The sequence below is a fragment of the Streptomyces sp. SudanB182_2057 genome, assembly GCF_964272715.1.
Classification (GTDB): domain Bacteria; phylum Actinomycetota; class Actinomycetes; order Streptomycetales; family Streptomycetaceae; genus Streptomyces; species Streptomyces rubradiris.
In genome coordinates this window covers 496,260-512,302 of sequence record NZ_OZ186798.1, presented here as the reverse complement: position 1 = coordinate 512,302, position 16,043 = coordinate 496,260, and the positions used below count along the sequence as shown (strand labels likewise).

Below are 16,043 nucleotides of genomic sequence, written 5' to 3'. Positions count from 1 at the left end.
GGAAGCACACATGAACGGTTCGAGCGTCGCCATCATCGGGGCCGGCCCCGCCGGCTGCACCGCCGCCCTCACCCTGCACCGGCTCGGTCACACACCGGTCGTCTACGAGCGCGACAGCTTCCCCCGCTACCGGGTCGGCGAGTCCTTCCTGCCCGGTTCGCTGTCCATCTTCCACCGGCTCGGCCTGCAGGACCGGATCGACGCCGCCGGGTTCGTCAAGAAGCCCTCGGCGACGTTCCTTTGGGGACGCGACGAGGCCCCGTGGACCTTCTCCTTCACCACACCGCGGACCTCCCCGTGGGTGTTCGACCACGCCATCCAGGTACAGCGCAAGGAGTTCGACAAGCTGCTCCTCGACGAGGTCAGGGAACGCGGCATCGAGGTGCACGAGAACACACCGGTGTCCCACGTCGACATCTCGGACCCCGGCAGGGTGTCGCTCACCGCCGGCCGCGGAGAGACCGCCAAGCGCCTGGAGTTCGACTTCGTGATAGACGCCGGCGGCTCCAACGGACCGCTGGCCCGGAAGCTCGATGTGCGCCGCTACGACGAGTTCTACAAGAGCTTCGCCATCTGGTCGTACTTCCGCCGCCCCGACCCCTTCGAGGGCGACCTCAAGGGGACGACGTACTCCATCACCTTCGAGGACGGCTGGGTGTGGATGATCCCGCTCAAGGACGACCTCTTCAGCGTCGGACTGGTCGTCGACCGCTCCAAGGCGAGCGAGGTGAAGCAGGCCGGCCCCGAGCGCTTCTACCGGGAGACCCTCGCCAAGGCCGACCGCGCCAAGGAGATCCTGGGCGACGCCGAGATGGTCGAGGAGGTGCGGGTCGTCCACGACTGGTCGTACGACTCCGAGGTGTACTCCGGCGGACGCTACTTCCTCTCCGGCGACTCCGCCTGCTTCACCGACCCGCTGTTCTCCCAGGGCGTGCACCTGGCCACGCAGTCGGCGGTCTCCGCCGCCGCCGCGATCGACCGGATCGCCCGGAGCGGGGCGGAGAGCGACGAGGTCCACGCCTGGTACAACCGCGCCTACCGGGAAACCTACGAGCAGTACCACGAGTTCCTCGCCTCCTTCTACACGCTGGCCTCCTTCACCGAGCCGGAGTCCGAGTTCTGGTCGAAGCGGCGCATCAGCGAATCCGACGACGGGCGCCTGAACCGCAAGCGCTGGTTCACCCGGCTGGCCGCCTCCAGCGGGGACGGCACCCTGTCGGTGGCCGACTTCCGCGACCGGGCGACCACCATGATGAGCATCGGGCGCCACCAACGCATGGAACTGAGCGACGAGTTCACCGACGACGAGCTCAACCCCGCCCGGGTGCGCTGGATCAGCCAGCTGACCAAGCGGCTCAACCGCATCAAGCGCCTGGAGTGGAACGGCGAAGAGGTCACCCTCAAGCCGTACTACAAGGTGGATCCCGAGACGTTCCGCCTGGAGCCCAAGCAGGTCCTCGCCAACGAGGACGGCCTCGACATGATCAAGTGGCCTCTGGAGGAACGGCACCGGCAGATCTTCAGCCGTCTCCTCAAGGAGGAGGTCGGCTACAAGGAGCTGATCCGTGAACTGAGCGACGCCGACCAGCAGGAGATCAGCTCACAGATCGTCATCCGCCTCATGGAGGCGGGCCTGCTGACCGGCTACGACAAGAACGGCGAGCGGGTCGCCATACAGGACCGCCTCCGCTTCGACGGCGTGGGAACCGAGTACGAGGTCTGACGCCGGAGCGCCGGAGCGCCGGAGCGCCGGACGCCGGTGCGGGCCGCCGCGGACTCGGCCGCCGGGCCAACAGGTCCGGCCGTCGGTTCCGCGGCGGCGCTCCGGGAACGACCCGGCGATGACCTGTGAACGGTCCGCAGCCCGCCCGTATCTCGCGGAGAACTGTCCGCGACCATCGCCCGAAGGAGGCGCGAAGCCCTTGGCCGCCGACGCCCTGCCCGCCACAGGTGAGTGCCACCTCTGGTCGGTGCCCGTCCGGAAGCGCCCCGAGTGGGAGGCCCTGCTGGCCCCCGACGAGGCGATCCGCGCCGCGGCGATGCCCGAGGGCGGCCGGCGGGACCTGCTCGTCACCTCGCGCGCGGCGCAGCGCCTGGTCGCCCACCGGTACACCGGCAGGCCGGCCCGAGACCTGCGCATAGAGCGCACCTGCCCCCGCTGCGGCGCCGGCCACGGTCGCCCCCGGATCGTCCACGGCGGGTTCGACTACTCGGTCACCCACACCCGCCACCGGGTCCTCATCGCGGTCGTGGCCCAGGGCGTCGTGGGCATCGACCTCGACACCTCCCCGTACCCCGGTGTGCCGCGGCGTCTCATCGCCCGCACGGCGACACCCGGCGAACGCGCGGCCCTGTCCCGGCTGCCCGCGCGGGAGGTGCCGGAGGCGTTCACGCGGCTCTGGTCGAGGAAGGAGGCCGTCGTCAAACTCACGGGACACGGCCTGGCCGCCCGGCTGGACCGGATCGAGGTGCGGGGTGATCTCGCCCGGCCCGAGGGGAGCCCCGCCGAGGACTGGCCCGCGTTCCCGATCCATCTGCGGGACGTCCGGGTGGAGGGCGCCCGGATCGCGGCGCTCGCCAGCACGCGTCGGATCACCGCCGTCGCACCGCGGTCGCTGGCCGCCCCGGCCACCACCAGGAACGCTCGATTCGCCTGACGCGAAGGGAAGAACGATGACAGGCTCACCGTCGGAGAAGACCACCGCCGACGTCCGCTACCGCACGCCCGTTCCGGAAGACGCCGTAGCCGTCTGGCGGATGGTGCTCGACGAGCCGATGCTGGACGACAACAGCTCGTACCACTACCGGCTGTGGTTCCGGGACTTCGCCGAGACGTCCATGGTGGCCACGCTCGGCGACGACATCGTGGGCTTCCTGACCGGCTACCGCCGGCCCGACGCGCCGGACACGTTCTTCATCTGGCAGGCGGCGGTGCGACCCGGCAACGGCATTTCGGGCCTCGGCATCGACCTCCTCGTGCACGCGATCGACCTCCAGCTGGCCACGGGGGCGAAGTACGTGGAGACAAGCGTCTCCCGGCAGAACAAGGCGATCCTGATGCTGCTGCACATGGTCGCCACGAGGTACGACGCCGACACCCACACCGAACTGCTGTTCCACGCGCAGGACCTCCCGGACGGCGACCACGACGAAATCCTCCACCGCCTCGGCCCACTGTCCTCCCATACCTGAGCCCACCCACCCGCCACCACCCACCCGCACCGTTCCGAAGCTCACCCCGTTCAGAGGCGTCCCTCCTCAGCTGTGCCGGTTGCCGCGGTCGGGGAGTCGGGTTCAGCTTGTCGATCTGCCGTTGTGGGGACAACCGTTGTGAGCGGACGGGGGCTACGGGGGAATGGCGATGCTGGACGAAGGGCTTTATCTGGCGGCATCGGTGCTGACGGCGGGCGCGATCGGGTACCGGATCGTCGTCGCCGTGAGGATCGCGGTGAGGCTGAGGGCGGAAGTGGCGGTTCGCGAGGACCTGTCCGTGGAGGAGTTGGCCTTCCTCGCGGGTGGGCCGCGCCGGACGTCGGCGACGGTCCTGTTCCGGATGGTGCGGCAGGGCCGTCTGGCCTTGGCGGAGGACGGCACGGTCACCGTCCCCGAAGGCGTGCGCGCGGTCGGTGTCGAGGCGGCGCTCGTCGAGGCGGCGGGCATCTCCCGCAGCGAACGGGCGGGCAAGCTGGTCGCCCGGACCGCCGCGAGCCGAGCGGTGCGGGCCGTCGGCGACCGCCTCCTGGCGGAGGGCCTGCTGATCCGTCCCACCCTGCGGCGCGCGCAGTATCGCGCCCGGCGTCTGCTGTGGTGGTCGGCGGCTCTCGCGCTCGTACCGTTGGTGTGGGACCTCACCGCCGGTAGCGCTGAACGTTGGTGGGCCGGTGTGGCCCTGTCGGCCGGCGCGGCCGTCACGGCCGTGCTCGTCAAGCCGTCCCGGGCCTGGGTGCCGTACCGCGTCCGGTCGACGCTCGGCATCCTGAGCGGCGAACGCGAGCGCCCGGCCGCGTGGCGCCGGGCAGACGTCCTCGCCGTCCTCGCCGTCACGCCTGTGGGCGCGGTGGCCCTCGGCGGACTGTCCGCCGCGCAAGAGCCGGAATTCAGGGAGTTGGTCACACCCGAGACCTGGAGGGCCGGGGACCCGGCCTTCGGCGACACCTCCGCCCCCGGGCACGGCACGTCGGCGCACTGGGGTTATTGCGGGTACGCCGGAGTGTGCGGTGGTGGCGACGCCGGGGGAGGCGGCGGCGGGTGCGGAAGCGCGGGGGAGTGAGGATGCCGACGCGCAAGTCGCCTTGACCGGACCGTGCCGGTCGGCGCCGCCCCGGTGGCCGCTGCCGGTTCGCGAAGGGGCAGGGGGTGACGGGGCCCGGCAGAAGCGGAAGGCGCACGCGAGCACCGCCGCGCATGCCGCGAAGGTCCTGAGGCGTCGGGAAGTTGTCATACCTGCACGCTAGGACGGCGGGCCGTTCGGCACAGTCCGGGAGAACCCGGAAACCGGGTGGGGTGATCCCCGAGAAGTGCCGGACCGGCGGACCTGGGGAGGGTGGCCTGTCGGACGGTCAGGATGTGAGGCCGCGTACGGCGGCGGCCAGGAGGGCCGCGCCGACGAGGACGGCCGGCAGCGGCAGCCGGCACCGGCGGAGGAGCGGCACGGCCGTCAGGGCCGCCAGGAGGGCGGGGTCCACCGTCCGCCACCTGTCGCCGGCGACGCCGGTCGCGACGAGCCCTGCCAGCAGGGCGGGGGCCATGAGGGCGATCACCGCCCGGGTACGAGGCGACAGTTCGCGCTCGCCGAGCACCGTCGGCCCGGCGGCCTTGAGGGCGAAGCCGAGGACGGCGACGGCCGCGATGGCCGGCCAGGGGGTCACTGTGCGGGCTCCGTTCCGGGCTGATCGTCGGCCTGTTGTCGACGCGGACCGCCCCGGTCCTCCTTCGGCAGGGGGCGTACCAGGGCCACCAGGGATGCGCAGGCGGCACCGATCAGCGCCGGCCCGGCGGGGAGGAGGAAGGAAAGTCCCGCGGCGATGACTCCACCCAGCAGCGCGGTCGTCCAGTACGCGCGATCGGCGCCCGGCGCGTCGAGAAGGAGGAACAGGAACATGGCGGGTGCCACCACGTCCAGGCCGAGCGAGGCCAGCAGATGGGGGCTGGGCGCCAGCACCACACCGAGCGCCGTGCCCGCGACCCACAGGACCCACTGGACAGCGCTGGCCGCGAAGAGTACCCGCCGATCGAAGCGCCCGCCCCCCAGGTGCGCGGCGGCCCACGAGCCGTCCACCAGCGCCTGGGCCTCCGCGGCCCGGCGCAACCGGCCTCCGCGCAGCGCACCGGAGGCCGCCACGCCCATCGGCAGGAAACGCGCGTTGACGAGGGCGGCGGCGACGACGGCCGAGGCCACCCCGCCTCCCGCGCCGAGCGCCGAGACGAGGGCGAACTGCGCCGAAGCGGAGAAGACGGCCATCGAGCAGAGGACGGCGCCGGCCGCGGCCCACCCCTGCGACTGGGTGATCGTCCCGAAACTCACCGCCAGCAGGAACGAAGCCGTCCCCAGCGCGAGCCCGACGCGCAGTCCCGCGCGCAGGCGTTGTCGGGGTAACGGGCCCTCGTGCGGGGGCAATTCCGTGAACATGACCCACAACCTAACAGGCATAAGTGTCTATGACCATTAGATGCGAGGTTCGTTAGGGTGGTGAAGGTGAACAGAGCCCAGGACACGACCGGCCAGGGACCCGCGGCGCGCTCCACCCATGCCGAGGTGGCCCTCATCGGCGGGCATCCCGTCCTCGACTTCGCCAACACCGTCGCGTGGCGCACGGACCCGCACCGCCGTGTCGCCCGCGTGGAGGGTGTCGAGGCGTGGCTCCGCTGGGCCGGCCGAGTCGGGCTGTTCACCGCCGGGGAACCCACAACGCCGCCGCGCGCGGCCGCGCCCGACGAGCGGCACGACCGGTCCCGCGCCGCGTACGGTCTCGCCGGGCTGGAGACGTTGCGGAGTGCCCTGTGGGAGGTGCTGGACGCGGTGGCCGACCGCGGCCCGCTGCCGGCCGGCCCCTGGGAGATCCTGCGTCGGTCGATCGTGACGGCCCGTCAGGAGGCCGTGCTGCCTCCCGAGTTGCCGCTGTGCTGGCAGGTTCGGGCGACCGGGTTCGAAGACCTCGCCCATGCCCTGGCCCTGCAGGCCGACGAACTCCTCGCCGGTCCGCTCGTGGGGCGGATCAGGCGCTGCGAGGGCCCGGGGTGCGGATGGTTCTTCCTCGACCGCAGCCGCAGCGGCACGCGCCGCTGGTGCAGCTCCGGTGACTGCGGCAACCGGGACCGCGCCCGCCGCCACTACCACCGTTCCCGCCCCTGAGCGGCGGTGAGGGGCACGGACCGGGTGGTGATCGGCACGGAGCCGGCCGTCACGGTGACCTTGCCGTTGTAGCCGTCGGTCCAGTCGGAGGTGCGGTCGTGGGCGACGGTGCACGCCGTGTCCGGAGGGTTCGAATGCCTCGACACCCCCCGCACCACCGCACACTCGGTCGCGGGTGTCAACACCGGTGCGGAGGCCACCAGTTGCGGCACTAGAATCACCGAGCCGAGTAGCAAGGGGGGCAGCATGGCGGTCGCCATGGTCGACGCCGTCAGGCTCGCGAAAGCGAACCGACGAAGATACGAGCGCTTGGTCGAGTGCCAGGAGGAACTCGGTCAACGGGCCGCCGCGGAGAACGCCGCCCAGCGGAAGGCGAGGCAGGCGCTCTACGACGAGGCCCTCGTCCCCTTCCGTGACGTCTTCCAGCGCCTCAAGCGCGTCGACCTGGCCGAGTTGGCCGAGATCGAGCTGCCGACCGCCGGCGGCCAGGCGGGCGTCGAGTTCCGCCGGCTGCGCGAAGGTGCCGTGACGGCCGCCGTCGGCGCGCTGGCGGGCAGCGCGCTCGCCGGTTCCGGCGCCGGGATAGGCGCCTACCTCGCGGTCGGGGCCTTCGCCACCGCGTCCACCGGTACGGCGATCTCGGGTCTTTCCGGGGCGGCGGCCACCAGCGCCACGCTCGCCTGGCTGGGCGGGGGATCTCTCGCCGCGGGCGGTGGCGGGGTGGCGGCCGGGACGACGGTGCTGACCGCGATCGTCGCGGCTCCGGCCGTCCTCTCACTGGCCGCCGTCGTGGAGTGGCAGGGCCGCAGAGCCAGACGCGGCCAACGCGAGATGGCACAGGACCTGGAGCGGGCCGAGACGGAGATGAGGGAGGCGGAGGACGCGGCCTGCGCCCTGTACGAGCGCAGCAAGGAGACGCGGCGCGTCCTGCGGGACCTCCGGTTCGTCCTGGTGCGGCGGCTGCCGTCGTTCACCGCGCTGGTGGAGGAGTGCGACGACTACGCCCGGTACGACTCCCGTCGGCGCGCCGAGGTGGCCGCGATGGTGGACCTCGCCGGCCTCGCCGTCATGGTCATGAGCTGCCCCCTCACCGACGCGGAGGGACGGATGACCGAGGAATCGGGGCGGGTCGTCGCCGACGCCCGAGCCCGGCTGCGCGCCATGGACACCGAGTCGTGAGTCCCGTACCCGGCGGCTCCGGGCGCCCGGTGCTCCCCCATGGCGCCGACCACGCCGTCTGGGCCGTCGCCGACGCGGCCACCCGGCGGCTGGCGGCGGCGACCGTCGAGACACTGCGGACGCGGGAGACCGTGCGGCAACTGGCACGGCGCTACGCCAATGTCACCAACGCCCAACGCGCGGGCCACCTCTTCGAGGTGATGCACGAACTGTCCTTCAACCGGCGTGCCATCCTGGCCGGTTCCCCGGTCCGGGCCCGGGTCACCGAGTGGATGGCGGGCGGATCGCAGACCGCCGCGGCCGACCTTCACCTCGTCGACCGCGGGACCGTCGTGGGCGAGGCGCAGGCCAAGCTCATGGACAAGGCCACGACAACCGCCCACCAGATGGCCCGGCAGGACTACGCGGGTATGACGAGGCTGGTGGCGGCCGACCGGATCGCGGCCGTCGACGACCTCCTGGACCGCCGGCTGGCGATGAATCCCGACGGTGTGCGGTACGCGGACTACTCGGACGCCCGCGCCCACCTGTCGGACCGCCTCGAGCACGCCGGGGTCAGCAGCACACCGGTCGGCCGCGCGGACGTCCACCGCGCCGCGCAGAACCCCGTGGGCTGGGCCCGCGGGCGAACCGCCCGGGCGATCGGCGGCGAGGCACTCGCCGCCGGGGCCGCCGGAGCCGCTCTCGGCGGCCTGATCGGTGGTGTCACCAGTGCCGCGGCCCAGGCCGCACGCGTACGGGCCGGTGAGACCTCCGCGGCCTGCGCCGCGTTCACGGCCTCGGCCGCCGCCGCACGTGCCGCGGTCAGGTCGGGGACCCTGACCGCGTTGGGCTCCCTGGTCCGCGGCGCCGCGAGGGCCGGCCGCCTCCCGGCCGTCTTCGGCGGTGGCGAACTCCCCTTCGCCACCGCCCGGGCGGCGTACGCCGTCGCCGAAGCGGGGCTGGACCTGGCCCGCGGCCGGATCGACACGGGCGAGTTCGCGGCGCTGAGCTGCGAGGCGACGCTGACCACCGCCCTCACCTGGGCCTGCGGCGCGGCGGCGCAGACGGTCGTGCCCGTGCCCGTGGTCGGGGCACTGCTTGGCGGGCTCGTCGGTCAGGCCACCGCCGCGCTGGTCGTCCAGGGCCTGCAAGCCGCCCTGGTCGCGGCCCGCGCGGATGGCGCCGAGGACGCTGCCACCGGCCTCCTGGAACGCGAACTCCTCACCGCGGCCGCGACCTCCGGCCTGCTCGGCAGCGTCATCGCCCGCCTTGACGACCAGCGGATCACCCATGCGACCGCCGTGATCCTCCCCCAACTGTCCGCCGTACAGCAGGAGATGGCGACGAGCGACCCGGCCGGCGCGCTGTCGGCCCTCGCCGGACTGACCGGTACGGTCGGTGGCCGGCCCGTCTTCACGACCCAGGCGGAGTTCGACCGGTGGATGGCGGACGAGGACACCGTGCTGAGACTCGACCCCAACTGGTGAACGGGGCCGTCGGATCCGGCGAGCGCGACGCGCCGGCCACGGTCTCCGCTCCCAGCCGGCCATCGGGGGCGGAGACGCGGTGACTCCGGTTCACCAAGCGTCGATGACCGGCGCGCCGGGCTTCTGCCGCCGCCAGGTCTCGTCGAGGCGCATGAGCCCGTTCGCCGCGGCGACTCCGCGCAACGACGCGACCTTGCCGCCGACGACCTCGAACACCACGACACCCGCCACCCGGCCGTCGACGACCGCCAGGACGGCGGGGGAGCCGTTGACCAGCGCGATGTGTATCGCGACGGAGCCGCCGGCCAGCCGCCGCTTCGCCGGAGTGGGCTTGAACCCGGCCCGTACATAGGAGGCGATGCGTTCGGGTGTCGTGTACCGCAGCAGCCGCCTGGCCAGTCCGGCACCGTCCGACACCATGGTCGCGTCGGCGGTGAGCAACTCCACCAGCCGATCGGTACGCCCCGACACGGCGGCGGTGAGGAACTCCTCCACGATCCGGCGCGCGGACACGGGATCCACCTCGCCGCCGCGGCGCCCGGCGGCGAGGTGACGCCGGGCCCGGTGGACGTGCTGCTGGCTCGCGGACTCCGTGATGTCGAGGATCCCGGCGATCTCGGCATGGGAGTACGAGAATGCCTCGCGCAGGACATAAGCGGCCCGCTCGGCCGGCGAGAGGCGCTCCATGAGGAGCAGTACGGCCAAGGACACCGATTCGCGCTGCTCGAAGGTGTCGGCCGGGCCGAGCATCGGATCACCCTCGAGGAGCGGCTCGGGCAGCCAGTCACCGGCGGCACGCTCGTGACGCGCCTGCGCGGAGCGGAGCCGGTCGAGGCAGAGATTGGTGACGACCTTGGTCAGCCACGCCTCCGGCACCTCGATGCGCTCCCGGTCCGCCGCCTGCCAGCGCAGGAACGCGTCCTGCACGGCGTCTTCGGCGTCGGCGGCCGAGCCGAGCAGACGGTACGCGAGCGAGGCCAGCCGGCCCCGGCCGGCCTCGAACCGATCGATAGCTGCGGTGTCCATGGCGAGAGCCTAGGCCGCGACCCGCACACCGGTCCGGTCAGGTGCCGTGACCAGAGGGCGCTTGCGCCGCGGCAGGCCGAAGCCCGGGTGGGCGATGTTCCAGCCCGCCCCCGCGAGCACACCCGCCTTGAACAACGCGGCGGTCCGGCCGCCCAGGTACCAGGACTTCGACCGGGCGTCCGCGTCCACCGTCTGGAAGATCGCGTCCCGCCGCCCGAGGCTGATGTGGTTGCCGTAGTACTTCAGCGCGACGGTCGGGACCTCGTCGCCCGTCAGGCGCGCGATGATCGCGGCGGTGGCCTGCATGGCGGTGAAGCCGGCCGAAGCGCACGACATCGGCAGCGGCCGGCCGTTGTCGCCGATCGCGTGGACGCAGTCACCGACGGCGTAGACATCCGGGTGCGAAACCGACCGCATGGTGCGGTCGACCACGATCTGCCCGGTCCCGGTGACCTCCAGACCGCTGGCGTCCGCGAGGGGGTGTACGGCGAATCCGGCCGACCACACGGTGACATCGGCCGGAAGGGACGTACCGTCGGCGGCGATCGCCCGGCCCGGCTCGACGGCTTCGACGGCGGTGTGCTCATGGACGGTGACACCGAGCCGGTCGAAGGCCCGGCGCAGGTGCCGGCGGGCCTTCGGGGCGAGCCAGTCGCCCGGCTCGCCGCGGGCGGCGAGCGCGACCGAGAGGTCGGGCCGGGACTCGGCGAACTCGGTGGCGGCCTCGATGCCGGTCAGCCCCTCGCCGACGACCAGCACGGTGCCGCCCTCGCCCAGCCCGGCAAGGCGCTCCCGCAGCCGCAGCGCCGAGGACAGGCCGGTCACGTCGAAGGCGTACTCGGCCACGCCGGGCACGCCGTGGTGCGCCACGGAACTCCCCAGCGCGTAAAGAAGTGTGTCGTACGCGAGTTCACCGTCCGCGCCGTGCGCGTCGGTGACGGCGACCGTCCTGCGCTCGGGGTCGACGCCGGTGACGCGCGCCACACGCAGCCGCACCCCGGTACCCGCGAACACGTCGGAGAGCTTGCGGAACCTCAGATCCCGGCCCCCGGCGAGCTGATGGAGCCGCATCCGCTCGACGAAGTCGGGCACGGCGTTGACGACGGTGATCTCGGCGTCGGCGGGGGACAGCCGACGGGCCAGGCTCCCGGCGGCGAAGGCCCCTGCGTATCCGGCGCCGAGTACGACGATGCGGTGCTTCACGGCAATGCTCCTGTCTCGTTCGCGTGCCCCTTGAACGAGACGGCGCCGCGATTCCTGACAGAAGCCGGCTGTGACGTGTGTCACTGAGCCTCGGTGAGGCCGGAAGGACGGGCGGTCGCCCCGGAGTACGGCCGCCCGGCCCGCGGACCGTCCCCCGACCGCCGCGCGCCCCCGCCCCCTTCCGGAAGCGGGGGCCGTGCCGGTCAGGGCGCCTGCCACACCGTGCCGCGGGCCTCGTACTCCAGCATCGTCTCGACACCGGTCGCGGCGTCCGAGCCGAGTTCGCGTTTGACCAGCCACAGCCCCAGATCCAGTCCCGAGGTGATGCCGCCGGCGGTGACGAGGTCGCCGTCGTCGACCACACGCGCGTTCTTGACGAGGCCACCGTGTTCCGCGAGGTACGCCTTCGCGCCGTGGTGTGTGGTGCAGGGGCGCCCCCGGGTCAGACCGGCCGCGGACAGCAGTACCGCCCCGGTGCACAGCGAGCTGATCGTCAGCCCGTCGCGGGGAGCCGCGGCGAGCGCTCGCGGGAGGGTGCCGTCGTCGATCTCGGCCCAGACGCCCGGGCCGTCCCGGCGGGTGTAGCCGCCGCCCGGGACCACGATCAGGTCCGTCTCCCGCGGCGCCCAACGGTGCTTGACCTGGATGCCCGTACCGTACGCGCACCGGATCAGCCGCGGTCGTCCGGTGGTGACGTACCGGACCTCGACGCCGTTCGCGCTGTGCATGGCGGCGGCTGAGAAGACCTCGTAAGGGGCGATGCAGTCCAGTTCCTCGACCCCGTCGAACATCACGATGTCGACCCGCAGCGGCCCGGACCGCCGCGTCGCGGCAGCCGCTGCCCGAGTGCCCGAGGCGGTGGCCGTCAGCGTCCCGGCCCCCAAAGTCGCCGCGCCCGCCGCTGACGTCCGGCGAAGAAACTCTCTGCGTTCCATCGGTGTGCCTCCTGTGTGAGCCGTGGTGGGCTTCGGGAAACGGCATGCGGTCCGTGAACTGCCCGCGGGGTAGTGGTCGTTCGAGACGGCCGGTGAGTTCCCGCGCGGGGGACGGCAACCCGCTTGCTCACGGCTGGGGCGGCGGAAGGGGCCGGCCCACCCCCGCGTGACCCGTGAGGCCCGTGCTGCGAGGATGAGGCGCCATGAGGGCTGGGTGGTGTTCCCGCACGCTCAGGGCCGCCGTGTTCGCGGCCGTCTGCGTGCTGCTCGCCTCCCTGGGCCACGTCATGATGTCGGGGACCGCGGTGCCCTGGTGGGCCATGGCCGCGGGAGCGGCGATGACCGGCGGCACGGCCTGGCTGCTGGCCGGACGGGAGCGCGGGCCGACCGCCGTCGGCTCCCTCGCGGTCGCCGCACAGGCCGTGCTCCACGCCTCGTTCGCGCTCGCCCAGACAGTCGTACACCCTCAGCAGGCCCCGGGCGCCGGGTCACTCGGCCGGCAGTGGCTGGGCCACCTGCTGCACGGCTCACCGCCGGGCCCCGCACCACGGCACGGCGCCATGCCGACGTCCACGGCCTCCATGGAGCACACGATGGGGGGCATGCACTCCATGGGGCCGATGGCCCACATGGATGCCCCGCACCCTTCCGGCCACGGCATGTCCGGCATGTCCTCGGCCGGCATGCTCACCGCCCACCTGCTGGCCGCGCTGCTGTGCGGCCTGTGGCTGGCACACGGCGAGCGGGCCGCGTTCCGTATCCTGCGGGCCCTCGCCGGATGGCTCGTCGCTCCGCTGCGGCTGATCCTCCGGCTGCCCGTGCCGCCCTACCGGCCACGCCTCCGCGCCCGCCGGGGCCGTTCGGACGGCACGCTGCGAAGGCTCCTCCTCACCCGTGCGGTCACGTCCCGAGGGCCGCCCACGGGGTGCGCTGTCGCCTGACGACAGCCGGATTCCCGAGGCCGTACACACACCGGATCTCCGAGGCCGTACACGCACCGGATTCCCGAGACCGTACAGAAGGACGACCAGCCGTCGGCTCCTCGCCTCGGGCATCGGCCGCGCGCGTTCACGCCCGGCCGTTCACCCCTCTCACCGGCACCGCAGCGAGGCTCCACGCCACCCTGTGCGCGCCCGCCGCGAAGCCGGTGTGCCCGGATCCTTCAGAAGGAGAGACCAGCAAGGTGCTCACTCCTGCCCCGACCCCCTCACGCGAAGCCTCGGACCGAGGCCCGCGGGACGACGCGATCACGGCCTGGGCACTCGCCGCCCGCGGCGGAGACCCCGATGCCGTCGACCTGTTCGTCCGCGCCCTGCACCGGGACGTCCACCGCTATGTGACGTTCCTCGGCGCCGACCCCCACACCGCCGACGACCTGACCCAGGACACCTTCCTACGGGCCCTGGGCAGCCTGCACCGCTTCGAAGGCCGCTCCTCGGCCCGCACCTGGCTGCTGGCCATCGCCCGCCGCGCGCTGATCGACAGCATCCGCCACAGCTCCACCCGCCCCCGCCTGACCGGCACCGGCGACTGGCAGACGGCCGCGGAACGCGCCCAGCCCCGCGGACTGCCCGGCTTCGACGACGGCATCGCCCTCGCCGACCTGCTGGACACGCTCCCCGACGACCGCCGCGAGGCATTCGTCCTCACCCAACTGCTCGGACTTCCCTACGCCGAAGCGGCCGACGTGAGCGGCTGCCCGGTGGGCACGGTGCGCTCACGGGTCGCGCGCGCCCGCACCTCACTGATCGCGTGGCTCCGGGACGCCGAGCACGGCACGCCGGCGCCCGCAGCCGCCTGACCGCCCGCACCCCGCCGCCGCCCGGTTCACGGCCCGGGCGGCGGCAGCCACGTCCCCGCGTGCGCGGACGCCGCCGACCGACATCGAGCACCGGGGGTCCGGGGCGCGGGGCCGTACTCAGCTCTTGACGGCCTCCGCGATCCGCAGGGCGGCTTGGGCCGGTGTGAGGTGCGTGGTGTCGACGACCTCGGCTTCGGCGTGCAGCCATTCGCGGGCCGCCTCGGCGTAGGGGGCGAGGTGGCGCAGACGGAACGGGGAGTCGGGACCGAGAACCATGTCGCCCGCGATGCGCGCGCGGAGGGTGTCCTGATCGGCGTGGAGGACGAAGTGCCGTACCGGAATGGCGTGCCGGGCAAGGCCCGAGCTGATCTCGCGCCAGTACTGCTCGACCAGGACGGTCATGGGCACCACCAAGGTGCCGCCGGTGTAGTCGAGGACGCGGCGGGCGGTCTCGACCACGAGCGGCCGCCACGGCGGCCAGTGCTGGAAGTTGTCCGTGGCGGGCAGCCCCGGCGTGATGTCCATGAGTGTCTCGCCGACCTTCTCGGCATCGAACACCCGTGAATCAGGGATCAGTTGCCGCACGAGCGCACTGGTCGTGGTCTTGCCGACGCCATGAGTACCGTTGAGCCATACGATCACGGGACCCGACGCTAGCGCAGCGAGGACCCGGGGAACCGCGGGAACGTGACACCGGGGCGCGCCCGGACCAGACTTCCGGGCAACCCCGGACAGGAGGCACGAAGATGCGCATTCCCGGCCCCCACCACGAGGAGGACGGCGGACTGCGCGCCGTCGCGGCCGCCGGCGGACTGCACCGCTACCCCTTGCGCCTGCACGACACGTACGGACCCGTCGTACGCTTCCAGCTGCCGGGCGTGGGCGAGGCCGTGTCGGTCGCCGACCCCGTGCTCCTGGAGGCCACGGCGCACATCGACAAGCGGCCCGAGGCACTGTTCACCTTCCTGGACCCGCTGTGCGAGGCGGGCAACCTGCAAGTGCTCCCCGCCGACGAACACACGCCCTGGCGGCGCCTGCTGCTCTCCGTGCTCGCCGGACGCCCGGCCCACGAGCGGCACTTCGCACGCTTCACCGGCCTGGCGACGGAACTCGCGGACCGCTGGGCCGCGCACGCCGGAAGCGAACCGGTGGAGCTGCAAAAAGAATTGACCGCCCTCTCGCTCCGCATGATCTGCGCGTTCGCGCTCGGCGGCGCGGACGCCGACACGGACGCGGACCGGGTCGTCACCGCGTTCGAAGAGGTACTCACCGAGCACCTCGGCCGGCTGTACCAGGCGCCGCGGGCCGATCCGCGCTCGGCACGGCGAGCCGACGCGGCGCTCGCCTATCTGCGCGCGACGGTCGACCGCGTGGTGGCGGCGCACCGCACGGACGGCCGTACCGACCGCAGCGACCTGATCGGGGCGCTCGTCGAAGCCGGACAGAGCCCGGCGCGCATCCGGGACACCGTCATGGTGACACTCCTCGCCGCCCACCACACCACCGGCGTCGCCGTCTCCTGGACACTCCACCTGCTGGGCCGCCACCCCGACGTGGCCGACCGTGTCTCCGCCGAACTGGACCGGGTCCTCGGCGACCGCGCCGCACCCGGCTACGGCGACCTGCGCCGGCTCCCGTATCTCGACATGGTCCTCAAAGAGTCGATGCGTCTGTTCCCGCCCGGCCCGTACGGCGCGCGCGAGACGACGGAAGACCTCACCCTGGGCCCGTACGAGGTCCCCGCCGGGACAACCGTGTTCTACCCCTTCTGGGCGGTGCACCTGAACCCTGAGTACTGGCCCGATCCCCACCGGTTCGACCCCGAACGTTTCACCCCGGAGAAAGCCGCCGAGCGGCCCCGCCTCGCCTACATCCCCTTCGGTATCGGCCCGCGCGGCTGCGAGGGGGCCGCCCTGGCCACGGTCGAGGCCCAGCTGATCCTGGCCGTCCTCCTCAAACGCCTGCGCTTCAGCCCCGCACCGGGGCACGAAGTGACCCCGACGGAACGCTTCGTGCTGTGGGCACGCGACGGCATCTGGATGACAGCGCATCCACGGGCCTGAGTCGGATGACTGATG

Annotated in this window: 17 protein-coding genes; 10 read left to right on the top strand and 7 right to left on the bottom strand. The window is 72.9% G+C overall.

Translation table 11 applies throughout. The features are described from left to right. Positions 1–10 precede the first annotated feature (10 nt). The 4 genes from cmlS to ACSURM_RS01935 all read left to right on the top strand — a co-directional run bounded on the left by cmlS (position 11) and on the right by ACSURM_RS01935 (position 4,270). Positions 11–1,723, top strand: coding sequence for a chloramphenicol-biosynthetic FADH2-dependent halogenase CmlS (gene cmlS, locus ACSURM_RS01950; protein WP_436952823.1), 1,713 nt, complete (start codon positions 11–13; stop codon positions 1,721–1,723). 199 nt (positions 1,724–1,922) lie between these two features. Then, positions 1,923–2,657, top strand: a complete 735-nt coding sequence (locus ACSURM_RS01945) for a 4'-phosphopantetheinyl transferase family protein (RefSeq protein WP_436952821.1) — start codon at positions 1,923–1,925, stop codon at positions 2,655–2,657. A 16-nt stretch (positions 2,658–2,673) separates the two neighbouring features. Continuing rightward, entirely contained in the window at positions 2,674–3,192 is a 519-nt protein-coding gene (locus ACSURM_RS01940) for a GNAT family N-acetyltransferase (protein WP_436952819.1), read from the top strand. Positions 3,193–3,361: 169 nt separating this feature from the next. Next, on the top strand, positions 3,362–4,270 hold the full coding sequence (locus ACSURM_RS01935) for a TIGR04222 domain-containing membrane protein (protein ID WP_436952817.1): 909 nt from the start codon (positions 3,362–3,364) through the stop codon (positions 4,268–4,270). A 289-nt stretch (positions 4,271–4,559) separates the two neighbouring features. Here ACSURM_RS01935 and ACSURM_RS01930 read toward each other — a convergent pair whose 3' ends face one another. Together ACSURM_RS01930 and ACSURM_RS01925 are read right to left on the bottom strand one after the other, a co-directional pair. After that, positions 4,560–4,868, bottom strand: a complete 309-nt coding sequence (locus ACSURM_RS01930) for an AzlD domain-containing protein (RefSeq protein WP_436952815.1) — start codon at positions 4,866–4,868, stop codon at positions 4,560–4,562. Then, positions 4,865–5,629: an AzlC family ABC transporter permease gene (locus tag ACSURM_RS01925; RefSeq protein WP_436952813.1), complete on the bottom strand. Its 765-nt coding sequence runs from the start codon at positions 5,627–5,629 to the stop codon at positions 4,865–4,867. Before ACSURM_RS01925 ends, ACSURM_RS01930 begins: the two co-directional genes overlap by 4 nt. A 66-nt stretch (positions 5,630–5,695) precedes the next feature. Here ACSURM_RS01925 and ACSURM_RS01920 point away from each other — a divergent pair, with 66 nt between their 5' ends. Then, a complete protein-coding gene (locus tag ACSURM_RS01920) occupies positions 5,696–6,352 on the top strand; it encodes a CGNR zinc finger domain-containing protein (RefSeq protein WP_436952811.1) in 657 nt (218 codons plus the stop codon). Here the strand turns inward: ACSURM_RS01920 and ACSURM_RS01915 are convergent. Continuing rightward, on the bottom strand, positions 6,331–6,498 hold the full coding sequence (locus ACSURM_RS01915; RefSeq protein ID WP_436952809.1) for a hypothetical protein: 168 nt from the start codon (positions 6,496–6,498) through the stop codon (positions 6,331–6,333). The two genes, ACSURM_RS01920 and ACSURM_RS01915, sit on opposite strands and share 22 nt — an antisense overlap. 163 nt (positions 6,499–6,661) lie before the next feature. Here ACSURM_RS01915 and ACSURM_RS01910 point away from each other — a divergent pair, with 163 nt between their 5' ends. Next, positions 6,662–7,531, top strand: coding sequence for a hypothetical protein (locus ACSURM_RS01910; RefSeq protein WP_436952807.1), 870 nt, complete (start codon positions 6,662–6,664; stop codon positions 7,529–7,531). Beyond that, complete coding sequence (locus ACSURM_RS01905; RefSeq protein WP_436952805.1) at positions 7,528–9,000, top strand: hypothetical protein; 1,473 nt, start codon at positions 7,528–7,530, stop codon at positions 8,998–9,000. The genes ACSURM_RS01910 and ACSURM_RS01905 overlap by 4 nt, the downstream gene beginning before the upstream one ends. Positions 9,001–9,090: 90 nt before the next feature. On the opposite strand, the gene ACSURM_RS01900 is transcribed toward ACSURM_RS01905, so the two are convergent. The 3 genes from ACSURM_RS01900 to ACSURM_RS01890 all read right to left on the bottom strand — a co-directional run bounded on the left by ACSURM_RS01900 (position 9,091) and on the right by ACSURM_RS01890 (position 12,164). Next, entirely contained in the window at positions 9,091–10,026 is a 936-nt protein-coding gene (locus ACSURM_RS01900) for a sigma-70 family RNA polymerase sigma factor (RefSeq protein ID WP_436952803.1), read from the bottom strand. A 9-nt stretch (positions 10,027–10,035) separates the two neighbouring features. Further along, a complete protein-coding gene (locus tag ACSURM_RS01895) occupies positions 10,036–11,229 on the bottom strand; it encodes an NAD(P)/FAD-dependent oxidoreductase (protein WP_436952801.1) in 1,194 nt (397 codons plus the stop codon). Between the two features lie 203 nt (positions 11,230–11,432). Beyond that, positions 11,433–12,164, bottom strand: a complete 732-nt coding sequence (locus ACSURM_RS01890) for a DJ-1/PfpI family protein (RefSeq protein WP_436952799.1) — start codon at positions 12,162–12,164, stop codon at positions 11,433–11,435. Positions 12,165–12,367: 203 nt separating this feature from the next. Between ACSURM_RS01890 and ACSURM_RS01885 the strand changes: the two genes are divergently transcribed. After that, positions 12,368–13,105, top strand: coding sequence for a hypothetical protein (locus ACSURM_RS01885; protein ID WP_436952797.1), 738 nt, complete (start codon positions 12,368–12,370; stop codon positions 13,103–13,105). A gap of 242 nt (positions 13,106–13,347) precedes the next feature. After that, a complete protein-coding gene (locus ACSURM_RS01880) occupies positions 13,348–13,965 on the top strand; it encodes a sigma-70 family RNA polymerase sigma factor (RefSeq protein ID WP_436952795.1) in 618 nt (205 codons plus the stop codon). A gap of 117 nt (positions 13,966–14,082) precedes the next feature. Here ACSURM_RS01880 and ACSURM_RS01875 read toward each other — a convergent pair whose 3' ends face one another. After that, positions 14,083–14,607, bottom strand: coding sequence for an AAA family ATPase (locus tag ACSURM_RS01875; protein ID WP_436952793.1), 525 nt, complete (start codon positions 14,605–14,607; stop codon positions 14,083–14,085). 104 nt (positions 14,608–14,711) lie between these two features. Here ACSURM_RS01875 and ACSURM_RS01870 point away from each other — a divergent pair, with 104 nt between their 5' ends. Then, complete coding sequence (locus ACSURM_RS01870) at positions 14,712–16,028, top strand: cytochrome P450 (protein ID WP_436952791.1); 1,317 nt, start codon at positions 14,712–14,714, stop codon at positions 16,026–16,028. The last annotated feature ends 15 nt before the right edge of the window (positions 16,029–16,043 follow it).